The following is a 20,698-nucleotide window of genomic DNA, read 5'->3' on the forward strand; positions in this document are numbered from 1 at the left end:
ATCATACGGGCTGCGTGGCGTCGTTGCGCCACGCTTGGCTTCCATAACAATTTCAACGATGCAAACAGGAGGTTTCATGACACAGCCATCGACCCGCGACGTTCCCGTCTTGATCATTGGCGCGCTGCTGCCCAGCCTGCAGGAGGCCGTGGAAACCCACTTCGACGCGACCCGCTTTTGGGAACTGCCCGATCAGGACGCCTGGCTGGCGCAGCACGGCGAGCGAATCAAGGCGATCGTCACCTCGGGTGCCCTGGGCGCCAGCAGCCAAGTGATCGCCCGCCTGCCCAAGCTCGAGGCCATCTTCAGCTTCGGTGTCGGCTACGATTCGATCGCCGTCGATGCCGCCCGTGACCGCGGCATCGTGGTCACCAACACCCCGGCGGTGCTGGATGATTGCGTAGCCGATACGGCCATGGCCCTGACCCTGGATGTGATGCGCCGCTACAGCGAGGCCGACCGCTTCGTGCGCGCGGGCAAGTGGACCCAAGGCAAGTTTCCGCTCGCCAGCAAGATCGGCGGCAAGAAGATCGGCATCGTCGGCCTGGGCAACATCGGCGAGTCCATCGCCAGGCGCGCCGCGGCGTTCGACATGCAGGTGCTCTACCACAATCGCAAACCCAAGGCCGGTGTCGCCTACCAGTACTACGCCGACCTGGATACGATGATCGCCGACTGTGACGTGCTGGTGCTGGCGGTGCCCGGTGGCAAGTCCACCGAAGGCCTGATCGATGCCAAGCGCATCGGCCTGTTGGGCAGCAAGGGGTTCCTGGTCAATATCGCCCGCGGCAGCGTGGTCGACCAACCGGCGCTGATCGAGGCGCTGCGCGAGGGTCGGATTGCTGGCGCCGGCCTGGATGTCTATGAAGACGAGCCCAATGTGCCCCAGGCGCTCATCGACCTGCACAACGTCGTCCTGCTGCCACACCTGGCCAGCGGCACTCACGAGACACGCCAGGCCATGGGCGACCTGGTGTGGAGCAATATTCAGGGTTATTTTCACGACGAGCGCAAAGTGCTGACGCCGGTAGGCTGATACACATCCGAAAGCTGCCCGCGCAACGCGGGCATGCCGATGGTTGCTTGTTTGCTTGTTTGCTTGTTTGCTTGTTTGCTTGTTTGCACCGGCGCCGGCCGCCCTGATCGGGTGCCCGGCGCAGGCAGACGGTCAGGCGGCGCCAGCCGTCTCGGCCGGTTTGCTCGCCGCGCGACGCAGGGCGATGGGCGCGCTGGGCAAATGAATATCAGGGTTCGCCACCCCGCTGGGCGACAACTCATGGGTCATCTCGAACTCCGCCCGCACCGACCAGCCACAGATCTCGTTCGTACACTGCAGGTACGCCACGCGCAGGAACACATGGGTGCCCTCGCTGGTGCGGATGCGCATTCTGTTCTTGCAGTGAGGGCAAACCATCTTGTAAGTGCTCATTCTTCAAACCTTATGACCCGCGCCGCTCGTACCACCGAGACACCGGGATCAACTACAAAATTTTAAGTAAGTCTTCCTTGAGTGAACTGCTGGCGCTACCTGCGTCTTGCCTTTGCACAACGGGCGGCTAAATACATTGAGTCTGAGTAGCCACGCCATGTAGGAAATTTCGTTATGATGTATGTAAGCTGTAGGGCTGCATCTTGGATATCCTTGATTTATGAACTAGGGTTAATATTAATATGCAATTCGAATAAATTAATATACTCAAATTGAGTGGGTCAAGCGGAAGTTCCCAACGTGTGTACCTCTGAAACAACCGAAGTGCTGAATCGGCTCAAGCATCTGTTGGCGGCTTCCAACGACGCAGCGCTGGCCAAGGCCCTGAGCATCAGCCCGCAAACCCTGGCCAGCTGGCGCGCTCGCTGCAGCATTCCTTACGCGTTGTGCATGGACCTGGCGCGCACCGACGGCATTTCCCTTGACTGGTTGCTGTTGGGCCGCGGTGCCATGCTGCTCGAACCGCAGACCCTGCTCGCCGACGATGCGGTGGTTGCGGTGCTGGCCACCCTGCAAGGGCTGTGTGCCCAGGACCTGGAGCATGTTCACCAGGTTGCGCTCGAGCGCAAACGGCTGCGTGAGCTGGAACGGGAAGTTGCCAGCCTGCGGCGCTCGAACTGACGGGCTCAGGAACCTCTGAAACGGCGCAGAATGTCCTCGATGTCCAGCCCCCGAACCCAGTCTCGCAACTTCACGCTCAGCGGAATCACCAGCAGTGCGCAGCCGAAAGCGGCAATGCCCCCGGTAAGTTGCGGTACCTGATCGTGCACCATTGGCGCGAACAGCAGACCGACGCCGGCAGATAGCAGTAAGTTGGTCAATTTGCGCGTGCAGCTCGCGCCTTGTTGTCGGCTGATCACCAGGCAGGCGCCCAGTGCCGCGCCCAGCAGGTTATCGAAGGCTGGCCAGGAAGCTGACGCACCCAGTGCCAGGCCCGATGCCGCGGCGGCGCCAGCGACCAGAGTGTCCTGGTTCATGACGCGTCCCCCGGGGCCGGTGACTCGTCGCAATGGCACGATCCGTATTGTTCAAGCACTTGGCACCTCGCCTCGGGTCTGGAGCCGCAACCAGCGGCACTGGACCCATCCTCGCCCGGCGACTCTCATGGCTCAAGGATCGAGCCTTGTAGGAAAGCCGGACAGAGGTACCCCGCTTGAACGGCGCAGATGAACTCAGCCGATGGTCACGGCGGCGTGAGCCTTTTCCAGCAGGCGCTGGTTGCGCGAGGACAGCTGGCGCAGCTGAAGCTGCTTGCCGAACTTGCTGTAGCGGGCGGCGAGATTCTCCATGGTGGCGATGGCCGAATGATCCACCAGGTGCAGATGACGGCAGTCGATGTAGACCTGGTCCGGGTCGTTCTGCGGGTCGAACAGTGCCTGGAAATGCGTGGTCGAGGCGAAGAACAATGTGCCATGCGGGGTGTAGACGCGTGCCTCGTCGCTGTCGTGGACATCGCTGCGCATGTCGCGCGAGTGCTGCCAGGCGAAGGCCAGCGCCGCGATCAGGATGCCGCACAGCACGGCAGTGGCGAGGTCGGTGAACACGGTGATGATGGTCACCGCAATGATCACCACGGCATCGTTGGCGGGCACCTTGCCCAGCACCCTCACCGAACCCCAGGCAAAGGTCTGCTGCGCGACCACGAACATCACCCCGGCCAGGGCGGCCAGCGGGATGCGCTCGATCAGCGGTGACAGGAACAGAATGAACAGCAGGATCATCACCCCGCTGACGATCCCGGACAGCCGCCCGCGGCCCCCGGAACTCAGGTTGATCACGGTCTGCCCGATCATCGCGCACCCTCCCATGCCGCCGAACAGGCCCGAAGTGATGTTGGCCACGCCCAGCGCCACGCATTCGCGGTTGGGCTGGCCACGGGTCTCGGTGATCTCGTCGGTGAGGTTGAAGGTCAGCAAGGTTTCCAGCAATCCGACCATGGCCATCAGCAGGGCATAGGGGGCAATGATTTTCAGCGTCGCCAGGTCCAGCGGGACGCTGGGCCACTCGAAGCTGGGCAGGCCGCCGGCGATGGTCGCCATGTCGGCCAGGGTGCGCGTGGGCAGGTGCAGCCATTGCACCAGCAGACTGACGCCGATGATCGCCACCAGCGCGCCGGGTACGGCCTTGGTCAGCCGCGGCAGCAGGTAGACCACGGCCATGGTCAGCACCACCAGCCCGGTCATGATGCCCAGCTCACCGAACGGCAGCCATTGGCCGTCGTGGGTCTTGAAGTGTTCGAGCTGCGACATCGCAATGACGATCGCCAGCCCGTTGACGAAGCCCAGCATGACCGGGTGAGGCACCATGCGCACCAGCTTGCCGAGCCGCAACACGCCGAAAATCGCCATGATCAGGCCGCTGAGCACGACGGTGGCCAACAGGTACTGCACGCCGTGCTGTACCACCAGCGCCACGATGACCACGGCCATCGACCCGGCAGCTCCGGAAATCATCGCCGGTCGGCCGCCCAGCAACGCGGTGAGAGTACAGATGATGAAGGCGCCATATAAACCCATCAATGGGTTGACCTGGGCCACCAGGGCAAAGGCGATGCACTCGGGCACCAGCGCGAACGAGGACGTCAGGCCAGCCAGTACGTTACGGCGAATATCGGTCAAGGACATGCAATACCTATCAGCACAAACACCCCGCGGCTTGGCAGCCGTGGGGTGTGTCTAGCCTTGTTTTGGGAGACGATCAGTTTAACAGGTGTTGCGGGGTGTGTCTGTCGAGCGCCCGTGTCACGCGCCCATGTCGAAGGTGTCGGGGTTGGGGCCAAGCCGCCCGGTCTGCGGGATGTGGGCGATGGCCTGCATGTCCTGCTCGTCGAGCACGAAATCGAACACGTCGAGGTTCTGCGCAATGCGCTCCGGGTTGCTCGAGCGCGGAATGACCACGTGCTGGTTCTGGACATGCCAGCGCAGGATCACCTGGGCAGCGCTCTTGCCATGCTTCTCGGCGATCTGCGACAGCACCGGCTGGGAGAGCAGGGCGCCGCCCTGGCCCAGTGGGCTCCACGACTCGGTCACGATGTTCAGGCCCTTGCAGAATTCGACCAACTCGATCTGGGCGAAATCGGGGTGCAGTTCGATCTGGTTGACCGACGGCGTCACCCCGGTATCGGCAATGATGTGCTGCAGGTGCTCTGGATGAAAGTTGGACACGCCGATAGAGCGCACGCGGCCTTCTTCCTGGAGCCGTACGAAAGCTTTCCAGGTGTCGCGGTAGGCGGCCTTCTTGGGCAGCGCCCAGTGGATGAGGTACAGGTCGAGCTGCTCCAGGCCCAGCTTGGCCATGCTCGCGTCGAACGCGCGCAGGGTGCTGTCGTAGCCCTGGTCGGTGTTCCACAGCTTGGTGGTGATGAAGATTTCGTCGCGTGCCAGTCCGCTTTCGGCCACGGCGCGGCCGACGCCGGCCTCGTTGCCGTAGATCATGGCGGTGTCGATGTGGCGGTAGCCGGCCTTGAGGGCGGCCACGCTCGACGCGTAGGCCTGATCGTCATCGAGCTGCCAGACGCCCAGACCCAGTTGTGGAATCTGCACGCCGTCGTTGAGGGTGATCAGTGGTGCATGTGGCATGGGAGGTTGCTCCTGATAGCGGTGAGTCGATGGGGATGTCGACCCGCCGCTACCCGGCATAGTTCACGCCAGCAGCGCTAGACGAAGAGCATCGCCGGCTGCTCCAGCAGGCGTTTGACCGCCTGGATGAAGCGCGCCGCGTCCATGCCGTCGACCACGCGGTGATCGAAGGAGCTGGAGAGGTTCATCATCTGTCGGATCGCGATCTGGCCATTGACGACCATGGGCCGTTCCACCAAGCGGTTGACGCCGACGATGGCCACTTCAGGCCGGTTGATCACGGGTGTCGAGGCGATGCCGCCCAGGGCACCCAGGCTGGTCAGGGTGATGGTCGAGCCGGACAGCTCGTTGCGCGCCGCCTTGCCACTGCGCGCGGCATGGGCCAGGCGGTTGATTTCCCCTGCCGTGAACCACAGGTCGGCAGCTTCGGCATGGCGCAGTACCGGCACCATCAAACCGTTGTCGCTTTGCGTGGCGATGCCCATGTGCACGGCACCGTGGCGAGTGATGACCTGCTGTTGATCGTCGTAGTGCGCGTTGATCTGCGGGAACTCGCGCAACGCCACGACCAATGCCCGGATCAACAGTGGCAGCAGGGTCAGCTTGCCGCGGCTCTCACCGAACTGCGCGTTGAGGTCGGCGCGCAGCGACAGCAGTGCGGTAACGTCGATCTCCTCGACATAGCTGAAGTGCGCCACCTGCCGCGTGGCTTCCTGCATGCGCTGGGCGATCTTGCGCCGCAGGCCGATGACGGGGATGCGTTCCTCGTCGATTCGCGGCGTGCCGGTTGTCGCCTGTTGCGCGGTGCGGCTGCCACTCAGGAATGCGTCCAGGTCTGCATGCCGAATGCGCCCGGCAGGGCCGGTGCCGCGCAGCCCGGCCAGGTCGATGCCTTCGTCGCGCGCGCGCTGACGCACGGCCGGCGAGGCCAGAGGCCGCGAGGGCGCTTCGGCGGTGGGCTTGTTGCAAGCGGCCCTGGCCATCGGTACGGGGTTTGTCGGCGCGCTGCCCGGTACAGCCGCAACCGCCACTTCGACGTCGTCGCTTGCGTCCACGGCTACCGGGGTCTGGGCCTCGTGATGATTGCCGGTGCCCTGGACCTCGATGCGGATCAACTCGGCCCCTACCGCCATGACTTCACCCGGCACGCCCCCCAGGGCGACCACGGTGCCGGCCACCGAGCTGGGAATTTCCACGGTCGCCTTGTCGGTCATCACATCGGCCAATACCTGGTCTTCACTGACGGTGTCGCCGACCTTGACGAACCATTCCACCAGCTCGACCTGGGCGATGCCTTCGCCGATGTCCGGCATACGGATTACATGCGTGCCCATTCAGACCTCCATCACACGTTGCAAGGCAGCGCCGACACGCGCAGGGCCTGGGAAATAGGCCCATTCCTGGGCGTGCGGGTACGGCGTGTCCCAGCCGGTGACGCGTTCGATGGGCGCCTCCAGGTGGTGGAAGCAATGTTCCTGCACCAGCGCCACCAGCTCGGCGCCGAAGCCGCAGGTGCGGGTGGCTTCGTGGACCACCACGCAGCGTCCGGTTTTCTGCACCGAAGCGACGATGGTGTCCAGGTCCAGCGGCCACAGGCTGCGCAGGTCGATCACCTCGGCGTCGATCCCGGTCTCCTCGGCGGCGGTGACCGCCACGTAGACGGTGGTGCCGTAGGTCAGCACCGTGACTTCGCTGCCCGGCCGCACGATGGCGGCGCTGTCCAGTGGCACGCTGTAGTAGCCCTCGGGTACCGCGCTGGCGGCGTGCTTGGACCACGGCGTCACGGGCCGGTCGTGATGGCCGTCGAAGGGGCCGTTGTAGAGTCGCTTGGGCTCCAGGAAAATCACCGGGTCGTCGTTCTCGATCGCGGCGATCAGCAGCCCTTTGGCGTCGTAGGGGTTGGAGGGCATGACGGTGCGCAGACCGCAGACCTGGGTGAAGATCGCTTCCGGGCTCTGGCTGTGCGTCTGGCCGCCGTAGATGCCGCCGCCGCAGGGCATGCGTACGGTCATCGGCGCGCTGAACTGCCCGGCCGAGCGAAAGCGCAGGCGCGCGGCCTCCGATGCCAGTTGGTCGTAGGCGGGGTAGACGTAGTCGGCGAACTGGATCTCGGCCACCGGGCGCAGGCCATAGGCGCCCATGCCGACCGCGATGCCGACGATGCCACTCTCGGAAATAGGCGTGTCGAACACTCGCGAGCGCCCGTACTTGGCTTGCAGCCCTTCGGTGCAGCGGAACACCCCGCCGAAATAGCCGATGTCCTGGCCGAAGGCGACCACGTTGGGGTCGCGCTCGAGCATGACGTCCATGGCCGAACGGATGGCCTGGACCATGCTCATGATGGCCGTGCTGTTTGCTTTCTCGACCGGTGTTTCTGTAGGCATATTCATGATGTCAGGCTCCCATCTGCTGACGTTGCCGACGCAGATGCTCGGGCATGTCCTTGTACACGTCTTCGAAAATGGTCGCGGCGCTTGCGACCCGACCACTGACCAGCGTGCCGAATTGTTCGGCCGCCTTCAGCGCTGCAATGACCTGTGCCTCGATCTCGCTTTCCAGGGCGGCGTGGCGCTCTTCGCTCCAGATCCCGGTAACGATCAAATGCTGCTTGAGGCGGGCGATCGGATCGCCCAGCGGAAAGTGCTGGCCATCGTCGGCAGGGCGGTATTTGGAAGGGTCGTCTGAGGTGGAGTGGGGGCCGGAGCGGTAGGTGACCCATTCGATCAAGGTCGGCCCGTGGTTGCGCCGTGCGCGCTCTGCGGCCCAGCGCGAGGCGGCGAACACCGCGAGGAAATCGTTGCCGTCCACCCGCAGCGAGGCTATGCCACAGCCCACGCCGCGCCCGGCGAAGGTGGTGGCTTCACCGCCAGCGATACCCTGGAACGACGAGATCGCCCACTGGTTGTTGACCACGTTGAGAATGACCGGCGCGCGGTAGACGTGGGCGAACGTCAAGGCGGTATGGAAGTCGGCCTCGGCGGTGGAACCGTCGCCGATCCACGCCGACGCGATGCGCGTGTCGCCCTGGATGGCCGAGGCCATGGCCCAACCTACCGCCTGGACGAACTGGGTGGCCAGGTTGCCGGATATGCTGAAGAACCCTTCGTTTTTGTACGAGTACATGACCGGCAACTGGCGACCCTTGAGCGGGTCTTTTTCGTTGGAGAACAGCTGGCAGATCATGTCCACCAGCGGCAGCTTGCGCGCCATCAGGATGCTCTGCTGGCGGTAGGTGGGAAAGCACATGTCGTCGGCGCGCAGTGCCAGCGCATGGGCGCTGCCAATGGCTTCTTCGCCCAGGCTCTGTATATAGAAAGACATTTTCTTCTGGCGCTGGGCGGTCACCATCCGCGTGTCGTAGATGCGCGTGGTGAGCATGGCGCGCAGGCCGTCGTGCAGCACCTGCTCGGGAATGTCTTCGGCCCACGGCCCCTGCGCCTGGCCGTCCTCGTCGAGCACCCGCACCAGGCTTGCGGCCAGGTCGGCGGTGGCTTGCGGGTCGACATCGACGGCGGGCTTGCGCACAGCGCCTGCGGCGCTCAGCTGCAGATAGGAGAAGTCGGTCTTGCAGCCGGGACGGCCGCTGGGTTCAGGCACATGCAGCCTGAGGGGAAGATAGTCGTTCACGTCGTCACTACCCTTGATCTTGTTGTTGTGGGTGCAGCGTTGGGGTTGAGTCTAGTCGGCGTTTGCCGACCGCTCGCAATGCAGACCCCTTGAAACCAATGCTACGGCGCGGCGCAGGCAAAATCATGCCGAAAACGCTAAACGGCGTCAGCGCAATTGCATGAATCATGCGCTTTTGATCCGCTTTCGCAATGATTCATGCCGAGTCAGCAGTGGTGTTTCGGCAGGCCCGGAAACGCAAAAACCCGCCGAGGCGGGTTCTTGTGGTTGCAGCGGGGCGCGTGTCAGCCCAGGACGGCTTCGGCGCCGGTGAACAGCGGCTGTGCAGCAGAGCGGCCGGTGACCAGGGACAGGTCCTCGACCAGGATGCGTGTGCCCCTGCGTTGTTGCAGAACGATGTCCAGCGCGCGGCTGGGCTGCAGCTCGACGTCGTCGAAGGTGATCATCTGGCCCGGCTCGACGGCGCGCTTCATGACCGCGTGGCTCATCAGGCCGATCGGTACGTGGTCCTCGTGACGGTCGATGATCACGCTCTCGCCGCGCAGCTGGAAACCGCCGATGCCGCGGCTGATCAGCTCGCCTGCCGGCATGGCATGCTTGGCGATGGCAGCGACGCCAACGGTGGGGTTGGTCGAGTTGTTCAGCAGAATGCCGCCGCCGTTGAGTACGCGGCGCAGTGTCTTGCCGACCTCCAGCGAACACAGGTGGAAAGGGCGCAGCAGGGCGTAGTAGGGGCCCGCACCCAGCTTGAGGTACTGCAGCGCCTGGCTTTGCACGCGGTCATGGCGACCGACCAGGAACACACCGCCGGCAGCGTAGCCGCTGGGGATCACGTAGTCGACGATCGACTGGCCCAGGCTGTCGGCAAGGGCGCCCAGTATGGCCGAGCTCTCGTCGAGATTGGTCGAAGGCAGGCCTTCCATGCCCTGGCGGGTGATGGTCGCGCCGAAACCGTTGGCCACCAGCGCCTGTTCGATCTGCACCTTGGTGCCGTCGGTGAATGAGGTGGTCTGCTCGATGCTGATGCCCTGACGCGACGACCAGTAGGCCATGTCCTCGTGGCTGGGGTTGTGGTTCAGGTAACCCTTCATGTTGCCGTACACCAGCGGTTCGAAGCCCATCATGATGGCCTCTTCACGCAGGGCTGCCAGCGAGCCGGGCTGATCGCCCTCGGCTTCGGTGATGAAACCCTTGCCGGCCAGGTACGAACCGGTGGTCACCTGCAGCTCGGCGTTGACGGTGATGACCCGCAGGCCGGCACTGAAAGCGCGCTCGATGACCACGGTGCCGTGGCACACATCGCCGCTGCATTCGATGATCAGGTCACTGTGGTCGATCAGGTCGTCGAGCGAGTTGGTGAGTACGCCGTCCAACGGAAAATTCGCCAGCTCACGCACCGGGCGACGGGTCAGGACCCGCGTCACCTGTACGTCCTTGTAATGTTTGGCCAGAAGCAGAACCAGCGCGCGTGCAATCATGCCGGTACCGCTAACACCGATTCTGGTAACAGTCGTTTTGTCCATGGGGCGCACTCTCGAAAAGTTGAACAGCAGGAAACAGCTAGGCACAGCAGGCCGTCCGCGATCCTTGGTCAGGGACGGCGCCTGGGGTGTGCAGGTCCATCAGGGCAAAGCAAAATCCGGGTAAAACGTCATCAGCGCAGCGGGAACGTCGAACTCATGCCCAGCTTCGAGTTCTCGCCGTCATGAATGGCTCGCTGCAGCAGCGCCAGGCGATCCTGGGCATTGCGACGACGAGCGAAATAAGTCAGCAGCGAATTGAAGATCTTGCGGTTCAGGCGGTACATCAGCGGCGATGCCAGCCACACGTGCTTGTCGAACCAGGCCTGGTTGCGCGCCGAGTAGTAGGCGCGAAAATCCGAGTTGCCCAGCAGGAACGATTCATAGATGTTGCGAGTGTTGGCCTTGTTGTTCCAGGAATCCTCCAGCTCGTCGATGACCGCATCGGTGAGCAGATAGAGGTGCCCGCCGTTGGCAGTGATACGCCGGGTGTATTCGGTGTCGTCCACGTACAGGACCAACTCGCGGCGCGGCACGCCGATGCTTTCGTACAGGCTGCGATGGCCGAGCATGCCGCCATAAGGCGCGAAGGGCAGGCTGAGCATGGCCGCCGGTTTGCTGCGACGCTTGCCCCAGGGGCGACGGCGCCACAGTTTGTAAGGGATCTGCGCAACGTGGAAACCGAAGTAGCTCGAAGGCCGCTGCGTGGCGAAACGCAGTGGCACGCCCTGGGCGATGTCCTCCTGCTGGCCGGGGCGGAAGCCCAGCACGGCGACCTGGCTGCTGCCGTGCACGCCTTCCAGGCGTTTGAGCTCTGCGTGCAGCAGTTCGACTGCGGCCGGCGTTGGCGTGTTGTCGTCGTCCATCATCCAGATGTACTCGGCGCCATTGGCCAGCGCGGCTTCGATGCCCACTGCGTAACCGTTGGCCGAGCCGCTGTTTTCCGCCAGCTGTATGACCCGCACGCGTCCCGGCCAGCGTTCGGCGAGCTGGTCCACCGGGGCGGTTGCAGCGTTGCTGACGATCAGCACTTCGTCGATTTCTGCAAAGCTCAAGGCATCGCCGACCAATTGCTCGAGGTAACCCAGGCGATCGCCGTAGGTCACGGTAACGATGGTCGTCCCCTCTTTGGGGCTTTTTTCCGCACCCGAGAACACTTCCAGGTAGGAGTATCCATCAATGAGGATTGTCGAGTGTTGCTGCCGAGTATCGACCATGTGGATGCCTTCGCTTGAAAAGAGGAGGAGGTTTGCACCGCCCGTTGGTTAATGCTTTTTTCCGCGTGCTGCAGCGGAGCGCATTGAAACGAGTTTCAAGCGAGGCGAAAACTCTGCATGTTCTGTACTTGTGCTCGACATTTCTGTGCCCCATTCCATTTCGAGTTCAACTCTGTCAATCCGGATCCGTCAATCTGAATCCGTCAATCAGAAGTTAAAGCTACCGCCGGTCCATGCAACGCAGTGGGCGTGGTGTTTCATTTATTTGAATGGCGCTTTCACCGGAACCGGCTAGACGCTCTTCTTGCCTTCGGAAAGTCTCTGGAACGAGGTTTCATGGGCGTTGAAGCGAATTTAAGGTGGTGCTGGCATGTAAGTCAATGCAGCGAATCATGATTTTTGACAAAAATTTTACATTTGCCTTGTGTTTCGCGTAAGTCATTGATTTATATAGTAGTCAATGTTCTGTCGTGGCCGTCTGTCAAGAATCCGTGCGCCAAATCAGGCGCGTCAAAAAACTAATTGGCTGTATTTCAACGGCTTTAACAGGGCGGCTTGCGATAAGAACTATCTTCTTATTGGAGGACTTGCGCAGCGCATAAGTTTGCGACATTCTTCTTTCCGTTCGTCAGGGGCAGTGAACTTTCTTCGTGCCCCGTTAAAAGTACCGTTTTCCTACTGCCCCGTTTCATGAATCTGCCACCGGCCGGACATGTGCGTGGGGCGTCTGGCCGTGTGCGCATCTGGACGACCGTTTGTTCCGAAAGACTTTTCAATGTCGCGCCACGCGTGGGGTATTACCGATGTTGTTCAACTCGATGGTATTCATCGCCGGATTTCTGCCGGTGGTCTTGCTGGGGTTCTTTCTGCTTGCCGGAACGGGACGTCAGCGCCTGGCTGCCATATGGCTGACCTTGGCGTCGCTGGTGTTCTACGGCTGGTGGAACCCCGCCAACGTCCCTTTGCTGCTGGGCAGCATCGCGTTCAACTATGTACTGGCCGGGCAACTACTGCGTACGCGCTCCAAAGCACTGTTGATCATGGGTGTCAGCGCCAACCTGGCGTTGTTGCTGTATTTCAAATACACCGGTTTTCTGTTCGGCAACATCAACCAAGCGTTTGGTCTGGGCTGGACACTGCAGAACATCACTCTGCCGCTGGCCATCTCGTTCTTCACCTTCCAGCAGATTGCCTACCTGGTCGACACCCATGACGGCGAAGTGGTTGAACATGACTTCGTCAACTACTGCCTGTTCATCACGTTCTTTCCGCATCTGATTGCCGGCCCCATCACTCACCACCGGGAAATGCTCGAGCAGTTTCGCCATGGCGACAACTTTCGTCCGCGGCTGGTCAACCTATCCATTGGCGCCAGCATCTTTCTGATGGGCCTGTTCAAGAAAGTCATCATGGCCGACCCCATGGGCGAGAAGGCCGCTCCGGTATTCGCCATGGCGGCAGACGGAACCGTACCCGCCCTGCACGAGGCCTGGATTGGAGCGTTGAGCTACACCCTGCAGATCTATTTCGACTTTTCCGGTTACACCGACATGGCCATCGGCCTGGGGCTGCTGTTCGGCATCAGCCTGCCGGCCAACTTCAACAGCCCGTTCAAGGCACGCAATGTCATCGACTACTGGTCGCGCTGGCACATGACCCTGACCCGCTTTCTCACCAGCTACATCTACAACCCGATCGTGCTGCGCATCGCCCGTCGACGCATGGCGGCAGGATTGCCGATGCCCAAGCGCGGCAAGATGAGCCTGGGTACGTTCTGCATGGTGGTGGCCTATCCGACCGTGCTGACCATGTTCATTTCCGGCGTGTGGCACGGCGCGGGCTGGCAGTTCGTGGCGTTTGGCCTGGTGCACGGCTTCTACCTGGTGGTGGCACACGGCTGGCGCGCCTGGAAGGCTCGCCGGGGCTGGGCCGTGGACAGTGATCACTGGATGCACCGGATACCGGCCGTGCTGCTGACCTTCACCTGCGTGGTGGTGGCCATGGTGTTCTTCCGCGCGCCGACCCTGGCCAGTGCCCTGGCGGTACTGGGCGGCATGCTCGGTTTGAGCGAGCTGCCGGCACAACTGGCGGCCAACCACCTGCGCAGTCTGATCATGATCGCCGCCTTGCTGGCGTTCGTCTGGACGCTGCCGAACATCCAGCAATGGATGGGCCATTTGCGCACCGCCCTCAACGCCAAGCCGGAGCTTCACTGGTTGCAGCGCCGAGTGCCGGCCAGTGCCTGGCAACCCAGCGCCACCGTTGGCGTGGGCATCGGCGTGCTGGGCTTCTTCGCGCTGGCCACGGCGTTCTCGGTTGCCCCCAGCGAATTCCTTTACTTCCAGTTCTGATCAATCACCCCGTTCTGATCAATCACAAGGTGCCGACCATGGAACAGTTAGCCTGGCTTGCCCAACACCCTGACCTGGGTGCGGCGATTTCCCACGCCAAGTCGCTGAGCGATCCTCTGGCGCGTCTGCATGAAACGGCGAGGCTGGCCGCCTACCGTCGCGATTTCACCCAGACGCTGCGGCTGGATCGCCTTGCGCAGCAGGGCATCGAGCTGCTCGTTGGTGAAGGTGAACAAAGCGTACCGGGCTTCACCGCGTTGCGCATGGCCGTGCTGGCGTCGCATACCGTCGACCATTTGCTGCCGGGTATCCGCGTCGCCGCGCTGCAGCGTCAGGTCGGCGTGTCGGTGTACCTGGCGCCCTATGGCCAGTATCGCCAGGCGTTGCTCGGTGATGATCCCGCGCTGAAGGCGTTTGCCCCGCAGGTCATTCTGCTCGCCCTCGACGCCATGGATTCGCCACCCAGTTGCGCCCTGCATGCCAGTGCCGAAGAGGCCGAAAACGCCGTGCAGGCGCGGGTTGAAGAACTGCGCCTGCTCTGGCGCCAGGCCCGTGCTCGCTACGCTGCGCAGGTCATCCAGCAAACCCTGGTGCCCGCGACCCCGGCGCTGTTCGGTCACTTCGACGCGCTGGTGCCAGGCTCGCCGCGCGCCTTGCTCGAACGGCTGAACAACGAGATCCGTCGTGCCGCCCGCGAAGACGGCGTGTTGCTCATGGACCTGGCCTGGAGTGCGGCCGGTGGCCAGTACGGCGACGGCCTGGCCAACCCGGTCCGCTGGCATCAGGCCAAGCAACTGGTAAGTCCGATCTGGGCACCCTTGTACGGCGACCAACTGGCGCGCATCGCTGCCGCGGTGGTGGGTCGCTCGCGCAAGTGCCTGGTGCTGGACCTGGACAACACCCTGTGGGGCGGCGTGGTGGGTGACGACGGGGTCGACGGCCTGTGCCTGGGGCAGGGCAGTGCCACCGGTGAAGCCTTCCTCGCTTTCCAGCAGTACGCGGCGCAGCTGGCGCGCCGCGGTGTGATCCTGGCGGTGTGCAGCAAGAACGACATGCAGGTAGCCGAGGCGGCGTTCGATCATCCGGAAATGGCGTTGAAGCGCAGCGACATCGCCGCCTTCGTGGCCAACTGGGAAGACAAGGCGAGCAACCTGCGGCGCATCGCCGAGCAATTGAACATCGGCTTGGACAGCCTGGTGTTCGTCGACGACAACCCTGCCGAGCGCGACATCGTGCGCCGTGAATTGCCCCAGGTGGCGGTCCCGGAACTGCCCGATGACGTCGCCGACTACCCGGCACGGGTGGCTGCCGCGGGTTACTTCGAGGCCATTGCCTTCACTGCCGACGACAGCGCCCGTGTCCAGACCTACCGGGCCAACGGCGAACGCCAGGCGGCGCTGGGTCAGGCCACTGACATGGCCGGTTACCTCAAGGGCCTGGAAATGGTCATGCAGGCGCGGCCCATAGGCACTGCGGAGCTGGCGCGGGCGACGCAGCTGATCAACAAGACCAACCAGTTCAACCTCAGCACGCGGCGCTACAGCGAGGTGCAGGTGCAACAGCTGGCAGACACCCCCGGCGCGGTCGCCTTGAGCCTGCGCCTGACCGACAAGTTCGGCGACAACGGCCTGATCAGCGTGGTGCTGGCGCGCCCCGACACCACTTGTGCCGACGACGAGCTGTTCATCGACACCTGGCTGATGAGCTGCCGTGTGCTGGGCCGCCAGGCCGAACAGGCGGCCCTGCAGGTACTTGCCCAATACGCCGCTACCGCCGGCTACAGCGCGTTGATCGGCGAATACCGCCCCAGCGAGCGCAATGCGATGGTCGCCGAACATTATCCGCAGCTGGGCTTCGTCCATGCGCCGAACCCCGATGCCAGTTCGCCGGCCACGCTGTGGCGTTACCCACTGAACGCGTCTTCCACGTTCAACCATCACATCGAGATCCGCCATGACTGAAACCACTACTGTGTTGCACGAACTGACCGACCTGTTCCGTGACCTGTTCGACGACGAAGGCCTGGTGCTGAGCAGCGACACCACGGCCGATCAGGTCGAGGGCTGGGACAGCCAGATGCACGTGATGCTGATCGTCGCCGCCGAGCAGCGCTTCGGCATCAAGTTCCGCACCGCGGAACTGGAGTCGTTGCGCAACGTCGGCCAATTCACTCAGTTGATCGAAAGCAAACTTTCCGGGAGTTGACCGATGCAAACGACCGCACAGCCACACGCATCGCCGCCTGCGGGCGCCGCGATGGGCCCTGCCTACCTGATCTGGATGGGTGTCGGGCTGTTCGGCAGTCTGGCGCTTTTCGCCGGCTTGATTCTGGGGCTGCGCGCCACCGGCAACCTGCCGCCGCCGGCGTTTTCCAACAGCCTGTGTGCGGACGAAAAGCTCTCGTTCATGCGTGAGCACCCGGCGCAGGCGCCGAACCTGCTGGTGGTGGGTTCGTCGGTCGCGTGGCGGCACTTCGACGGCCAGACGGTCGCCGACAAGGCCCCTGGGGTGCGGCCTCTCAATGGTGCGTTCTGCGGACTGCGCGCCAACCAGGCGGTGTACGTCGCCAACTGGCTGCTGGACCGCGAAACCACCGTCGAGCAAGTGCTGATGATCGTCGACCCACTGGACTTCGCGGGTTGCAGCACGGTTGCCGCGGCCGTGTTCGACCGCCGCGACGCCGATGCCTATGTGTACGGACAGGGCTCGGCCTGGCTGCCCTACATGCGCTACTTCACCCCCGGCTCGCTGCTGCGCAACGCACGCACGGTCAAGGCCCAGCGCGCCGGGCAGGTCGAGTTCGACCCGTTGGTGTTCAACCGTTACGGCGACGGGCCGCTGGACACCCGCAATTCTCGCGCGCTGCTGTACGGCCAGCCCGACGCGCTCGACCCGACCTGCTTCGCCGCGCTCGACAGCCTGGCCCAGCGTCTCAAGCGCGAAGGGCGGCCTTTGACCGTGGTGGCGACTCCGCTGCATCCGCAGTGGAAGGCCGAACACGATGGCGACGGTCGCCTGCTGGCCGCGTTCGACAGTGCCCTGCGCCAGACCCTGGATCGCAGTGGCGCGCAGTTGTGGAACGCCGATACCGAATACCAGGTCAGCGAAACCGCCTTCGTCGATGCCATTCACTTGCGCTGGAGCGCGGCTCAGGCGCTGTCCGTCGACCTTGCGGCGCGCCTGGCGCCGGTTGCCGAGGTGGCGGTGGTGCAACGCCAATAGCCGTCGCCACGGGCTGTTGGGAGGGGAGCTTCGGCGCTGAAAATAACCGTTCACATTCCCCCGAAACGTTAAAAACCTGTCATGTCTCGGCCCTGCTAGTCTGCCCGTACGCACCCCACGGACAGCTGCACCATGAAGGCTTGGGCCGTTCCCCTGATCGCGCTGTGCTACAGCGCTTCGCTCGACGCTCGAACGCTGGCGTTGACCGAGGCCGAGCGCGGCTGGATTCGTGACCACCCGGTGGTGGAGTATGCGGTGGATCCCTACTGGCCCATCGAGTACGTGGAAAATGGCCAGCATCAGGGGCTGACCCGTGACTACATCGATCATATCCAGCGCACCACCGGCCTGCGTCTGGTCCGCGTGCCCAGTCCCGACTGGCAGTCAACGCAGCAGAGCCTGGCCAGCGGCCGACTGATGCTGGCTTCGGCAGTGTCCGAGCGTTTGCTCGACGCACAGCCACGCAGCCAGTTGTTGTTGAGCCAGCCGTATTTCTTTGGCGCGACGGTGGCGATCACCCGCGCCGGCAAGCCCATGCTGTTCACTGCCGGCCGCCTGGCAGGGCAGACCGTGGCGGTGAAAGGCGGTGGTGGCTATGAACACTACCTTCGCCAGCACCATCCCGACGTTCGCCTGCTGTTGCTCGGTGATGCCGAACAGGCCCTGGCCGCGGTGGCCGAACAACGCGCGGACGTGGCAATCGGTCTGGACGCCGTGCTGCAACCGGTGTTGCGCCGCAAGTATGCCGGTCGCCTGCACCTGGCCGGCGTGGTGGCCGACATGCCGGTGGTGCTGGCCATGGGCGTGACACCCAGCGAGCCGCTGTTGCGCGCCATCGTCGACAAGGCGCTGGACAGCCTCACCTCCAAGGCCACCGATGATATCTATGACCGTTGGTTGGCGCAGACCGATTTCGGCGCACCCACCTGGCAGACCCTGGCGCAGTATTACTGGCTGGAAATCGTCGTGGGACTTGGGCTGTTGCTGCTGCTCGCCACGCTGGCCCGCCGCGCCCGCGTGGCGCAACGCCGCGCGCAACGCAGCGAACGGCGCATGGCGCGCTTTTTGGCCATGCTCGGCCACGAGATTCGCACGCCGATGAATGCGGTGCTGTCGGCCATCGAACTGTTGTCCCGCAGCCATCTGGGTGCCCGTGAACAGCAGTGGGTTGGCCTGGCCAACGATTCGGCCGTGAATCTGCTGGAGCTGCTCGACGACATTCTGGAGATCACGCGCCTGGACGCCGGCGCGGTACGTCTGCACCTGCAGCCCACCGACCTGGCCGCGTTGGGCCGCAGCGTCGCCGAGCTGTACCGCCTGGAAGCCGAGCGTAAAGGCCTGCGCCTGGATTACCGCGCGCTGGGGTTCGATCACACGCTGCTCGGAGTCGATCGCCTGCGCGTGCGGCAGATTCTCACCAACCTGCTCTCCAATGCGGTCAAGTTCACCCACCATGGCCAGGTCACCCTGGCCCTCGAATGCCGCCCCACGGCCACGGCCAAGGGCGCAGGCGGATGGCTCGAGATCCGCGTCAGCGACAGTGGTGTCGGCATCGCGCCGGATCGCCACAACGCTGTGTTCGAAGCATTCACCCAGGCCAATGGCAGCACGACCGAGCGCTACGGGGGCAGCGGCTTGGGTCTGGCCATCTGCCGCGAGCTGATCCAGCTCATGGGTGGCAGCATCGCCCTGCACAGCGAAGTGGGCTGCGGCACCGTAATCAGCTGCCGGTTGCCGGTGACGCTGCAAGCGCTGTCGCCGACACTGGCAACGGCGCTGCCTGCCACTGCGGTGGACACGTTGGTGGCGCTGCGCAAGACGGTACTGGTGGTCGAAGACCATGTGCTTAATCAACGTGTCATCGCCCAGCAACTGGAATTGCTGGGCTATCGCTGCGAAGTGGTCGGGAGTGGTACGCAGGCCCTGGGCACCCTCAGTGCGCATGACGATTTGGGTCTGGTATTGCTTGATTGCCAGCTGCCGGACCTCGATGGCTACGCCCTGGCCCGCAAGATCCGGCAGATACCCGGCGGCTACGGGCACCTTCCCATCGTCGCCATTTCCGCCGCCAGTGATCCCGAGCACGTGCAGCGCTGCTATGCCAGCGGCATGAACGATGTGTTGCTCAAACCTTTGCAGCTGTCGGAGCTGGCACGGGTCTGCGGCCAGTTCCTGAGGGTCGCCGAGCGATCGGTGGCGCCGCTTGCGCCGGCACTCGATGCAGCGACCCGGCGAACGATTGAGCAGCTTCTGGTTACGACCTGTCGAGACGATTTGCGCGAGCTGACCCAGGCCTTGCACGAGCAGCGCCTGCAGGCGGCCATCGGCCTGGCCCATCGCATGGAGGGGGCCGCGCGCATGGCGGGCGCGCTGATGCTGGCCGATGCCGCAGAGCACCTGCAGCAGCGCCTGGAAGCGTGGCCGCTGCCGCGCGAAGCCTGGCAGCACGGGGTGGATGAGGTCTACCGGGCACTGGATGACATCGACAAGCTGCCATCGCCATGAGCTTATATCCGGACATGGAGTGCGAAGATTGATTCTGCAGACCTATAAGTGCTAATGTTTGCTCTGTAGATCATAAAAAGGGCCTGACCATGACTGCCTCGCTGCAAACCGCCGAGTTCACCCGCGACCAATGCGTGGCGGGTCTGCGCACCGCCTTGCGCATTCTGGACAAATGGAATGCGTCGGGCGAGCAGGCCTGCAAGATCCTGCGCATCTCGCGCAGCACCTATAGCCGTGGCCGGCAGGGCGATGCCCAATGGTCGGTGAGCCTGGACATGGACCAGATGCATCGCATCAGCTTCGTTCTGAACATTCACGCGGCCTTGCGCACGATCTTCGATAACCCGGAAAACGTCTATGGCTTTGCCAACATGGAGAACGCCAACGCTTTCTTCAACGGCCGCAAACCGCTCGAGGTGATGGCCCAGGGCGATTTCATCTCACTCTACGAAACCTTTCGTCGAGTGGACGCCTTGCGTGGCGCGCAATGGTGACGGCCGCTCGATTGCCTGCCGTGGCCGGTGCTGCCGTGCAGGCTTATCGCCTGGTGAACTCGCGGTTTCCGCCCATCGCGCTGTTCGACGATGTCGCCGATGCCGATGAGTTCGACATGCTCTATCGGCTCCAGGCGCTGACCAATCCCAGGCTGCAGAACGAGGTCGGCGCGCTGCAGCTGATCCCCCTGGATCAGATTCCATTCGGCATCGTGGGTTGTTCCTACGCCACGGCGCCGTTCACCCATGTGAATGCCGATGGCTCGCGCTTCAGTGATGGCAGCTATGGGGTGCTGTACCTGGCCGATACGGTGGAGACGGCGATTGCCGAAGTGCATCACCATCAAAACCGCTACTGGGCAAAGGTGGCCGGCTTGAACTACGAGCGTTTCGTCTTCCGCAGCCTGGTCTGCGCTTTCAATGATGCCGCTTGCCGCGATGCCACCGGGCTGTCGTTGCAAGACCCGGTCTATGCCCCGGACGACTACAGCGCCGCCAATGCGCTGGGTGCGCACGTTCGGCAACTGGGCGCCACGGGCTTGCTCTACCATTCTGTACGCTCGCCGGGCAACCATTGCTGGGCATTGATGACGCCCAGGCCTGTTGCCTCGATCATTCAGGCGGGGCACTACGAAATGATCTGGAACGGCGGGATCACCAGCGTCAACCGGATTTCCAATCCCTAGCGGCGTACC

18 protein-coding genes are annotated in these 20,698 nt (G+C 63.4%); 9 read left to right on the forward strand and 9 right to left on the reverse strand.

Annotated elements, in window-relative coordinates; genetic code table 11:
- Window positions 1–76: 76 nt before the first annotated feature.
- Entirely contained in the window at window positions 77–1,036 is a 960-nt protein-coding gene (locus IFU31_RS00215; RefSeq protein ID WP_192101949.1) for a 2-hydroxyacid dehydrogenase, read from the forward strand.
- A gap of 132 nt (window positions 1,037–1,168) precedes the next feature.
- On the opposite strand, the gene IFU31_RS00220 is transcribed toward IFU31_RS00215, so the two are convergent.
- Window positions 1,169–1,429 (reverse strand): ogr/Delta-like zinc finger family protein, encoded by a 261-nt coding sequence (locus tag IFU31_RS00220; RefSeq protein WP_122477941.1) that lies wholly within the window; start codon window positions 1,427–1,429, stop codon window positions 1,169–1,171.
- 300 nt (window positions 1,430–1,729) lie between these two features.
- On the opposite strand from IFU31_RS00220, the gene IFU31_RS00225 reads away from it, so the two are divergent.
- Window positions 1,730–2,110 (forward strand): helix-turn-helix domain-containing protein, encoded by a 381-nt coding sequence (locus tag IFU31_RS00225; protein ID WP_192057036.1) that lies wholly within the window; start codon window positions 1,730–1,732, stop codon window positions 2,108–2,110.
- A gap of 5 nt (window positions 2,111–2,115) precedes the next feature.
- On the opposite strand, the gene IFU31_RS00230 is transcribed toward IFU31_RS00225, so the two are convergent.
- The 8 genes from IFU31_RS00230 to IFU31_RS00265 all read right to left on the reverse strand — a co-directional run bounded on the left by IFU31_RS00230 (window position 2,116) and on the right by IFU31_RS00265 (window position 11,431).
- Window positions 2,116–2,466 carry a putative holin gene (locus IFU31_RS00230; RefSeq protein ID WP_122477944.1) on the reverse strand — a complete coding sequence of 117 codons (351 nt, stop codon included), beginning with the start codon at window positions 2,464–2,466 and terminating at the stop codon, window positions 2,116–2,118.
- A gap of 195 nt (window positions 2,467–2,661) precedes the next feature.
- Window positions 2,662–4,113: a SulP family inorganic anion transporter gene (locus tag IFU31_RS00235; protein WP_122477946.1), complete on the reverse strand. Its 1,452-nt coding sequence runs from the start codon at window positions 4,111–4,113 to the stop codon at window positions 2,662–2,664.
- Window positions 4,114–4,230: 117 nt separating this feature from the next.
- Window positions 4,231–5,067, reverse strand: a complete 837-nt coding sequence (locus IFU31_RS00240) for an aldo/keto reductase (RefSeq protein WP_185793292.1) — start codon at window positions 5,065–5,067, stop codon at window positions 4,231–4,233.
- A 77-nt stretch (window positions 5,068–5,144) separates the two neighbouring features.
- Window positions 5,145–6,401 carry a dihydrolipoamide acetyltransferase family protein gene (locus tag IFU31_RS00245; protein WP_192101950.1) on the reverse strand — a complete coding sequence of 419 codons (1,257 nt, stop codon included), beginning with the start codon at window positions 6,399–6,401 and terminating at the stop codon, window positions 5,145–5,147.
- Window positions 6,402–7,451 (reverse strand): alpha-ketoacid dehydrogenase subunit beta, encoded by a 1,050-nt coding sequence (locus tag IFU31_RS00250; protein ID WP_122478262.1) that lies wholly within the window; start codon window positions 7,449–7,451, stop codon window positions 6,402–6,404.
- Window positions 7,452–7,461: 10 nt separating this feature from the next.
- Window positions 7,462–8,694, reverse strand: a complete 1,233-nt coding sequence (locus tag IFU31_RS00255; protein ID WP_192101951.1) for a thiamine pyrophosphate-dependent enzyme — start codon at window positions 8,692–8,694, stop codon at window positions 7,462–7,464.
- Window positions 8,695–8,978: 284 nt separating this feature from the next.
- Window positions 8,979–10,172, reverse strand: a complete 1,194-nt coding sequence (locus IFU31_RS00260; RefSeq protein ID WP_244647867.1) for an NAD(P)-dependent oxidoreductase — start codon at window positions 10,170–10,172, stop codon at window positions 8,979–8,981.
- Window positions 10,173–10,348: 176 nt separating this feature from the next.
- Entirely contained in the window at window positions 10,349–11,431 is a 1,083-nt protein-coding gene (locus tag IFU31_RS00265) for a glycosyltransferase (RefSeq protein ID WP_122477953.1), read from the reverse strand.
- 803 nt (window positions 11,432–12,234) lie between these two features.
- Between IFU31_RS00265 and IFU31_RS00270 the strand changes: the two genes are divergently transcribed.
- The 7 genes from IFU31_RS00270 to IFU31_RS00300 all read left to right on the forward strand — a co-directional run bounded on the left by IFU31_RS00270 (window position 12,235) and on the right by IFU31_RS00300 (window position 20,689).
- On the forward strand, window positions 12,235–13,782 hold the full coding sequence (locus tag IFU31_RS00270; protein ID WP_192101952.1) for an MBOAT family O-acyltransferase: 1,548 nt from the start codon (window positions 12,235–12,237) through the stop codon (window positions 13,780–13,782).
- Between the two features lie 38 nt (window positions 13,783–13,820).
- Window positions 13,821–15,743 carry an HAD-IIIC family phosphatase gene (locus tag IFU31_RS00275; protein WP_192101953.1) on the forward strand — a complete coding sequence of 641 codons (1,923 nt, stop codon included), beginning with the start codon at window positions 13,821–13,823 and terminating at the stop codon, window positions 15,741–15,743.
- Window positions 15,736–15,987, forward strand: coding sequence for an acyl carrier protein (locus IFU31_RS00280; protein ID WP_122477958.1), 252 nt, complete (start codon window positions 15,736–15,738; stop codon window positions 15,985–15,987). Before IFU31_RS00275 ends, IFU31_RS00280 begins: the two co-directional genes overlap by 8 nt.
- A gap of 3 nt (window positions 15,988–15,990) precedes the next feature.
- Complete coding sequence (locus IFU31_RS00285; RefSeq protein WP_122477960.1) at window positions 15,991–17,004, forward strand: hypothetical protein; 1,014 nt, start codon at window positions 15,991–15,993, stop codon at window positions 17,002–17,004.
- Between the two features lie 132 nt (window positions 17,005–17,136).
- A complete protein-coding gene (locus tag IFU31_RS00290) occupies window positions 17,137–19,509 on the forward strand; it encodes an ATP-binding protein (protein ID WP_192101954.1) in 2,373 nt (790 codons plus the stop codon).
- A gap of 89 nt (window positions 19,510–19,598) precedes the next feature.
- On the forward strand, window positions 19,599–20,003 hold the full coding sequence (locus IFU31_RS00295) for an antitoxin Xre-like helix-turn-helix domain-containing protein (RefSeq protein WP_122715433.1): 405 nt from the start codon (window positions 19,599–19,601) through the stop codon (window positions 20,001–20,003).
- Window positions 19,997–20,689, forward strand: coding sequence for an RES family NAD+ phosphorylase (locus IFU31_RS00300; protein WP_122477964.1), 693 nt, complete (start codon window positions 19,997–19,999; stop codon window positions 20,687–20,689). The genes IFU31_RS00295 and IFU31_RS00300 overlap by 7 nt, the downstream gene beginning before the upstream one ends.
- Window positions 20,690–20,698: the final 9 nt, after the last annotated feature.

The sequence above is a fragment of the Pseudomonas sp. CFBP 13602 genome (genome assembly GCF_014842725.1).
GTDB lineage: Bacteria > Pseudomonadota > Gammaproteobacteria > Pseudomonadales > Pseudomonadaceae > Aquipseudomonas > Aquipseudomonas baltica.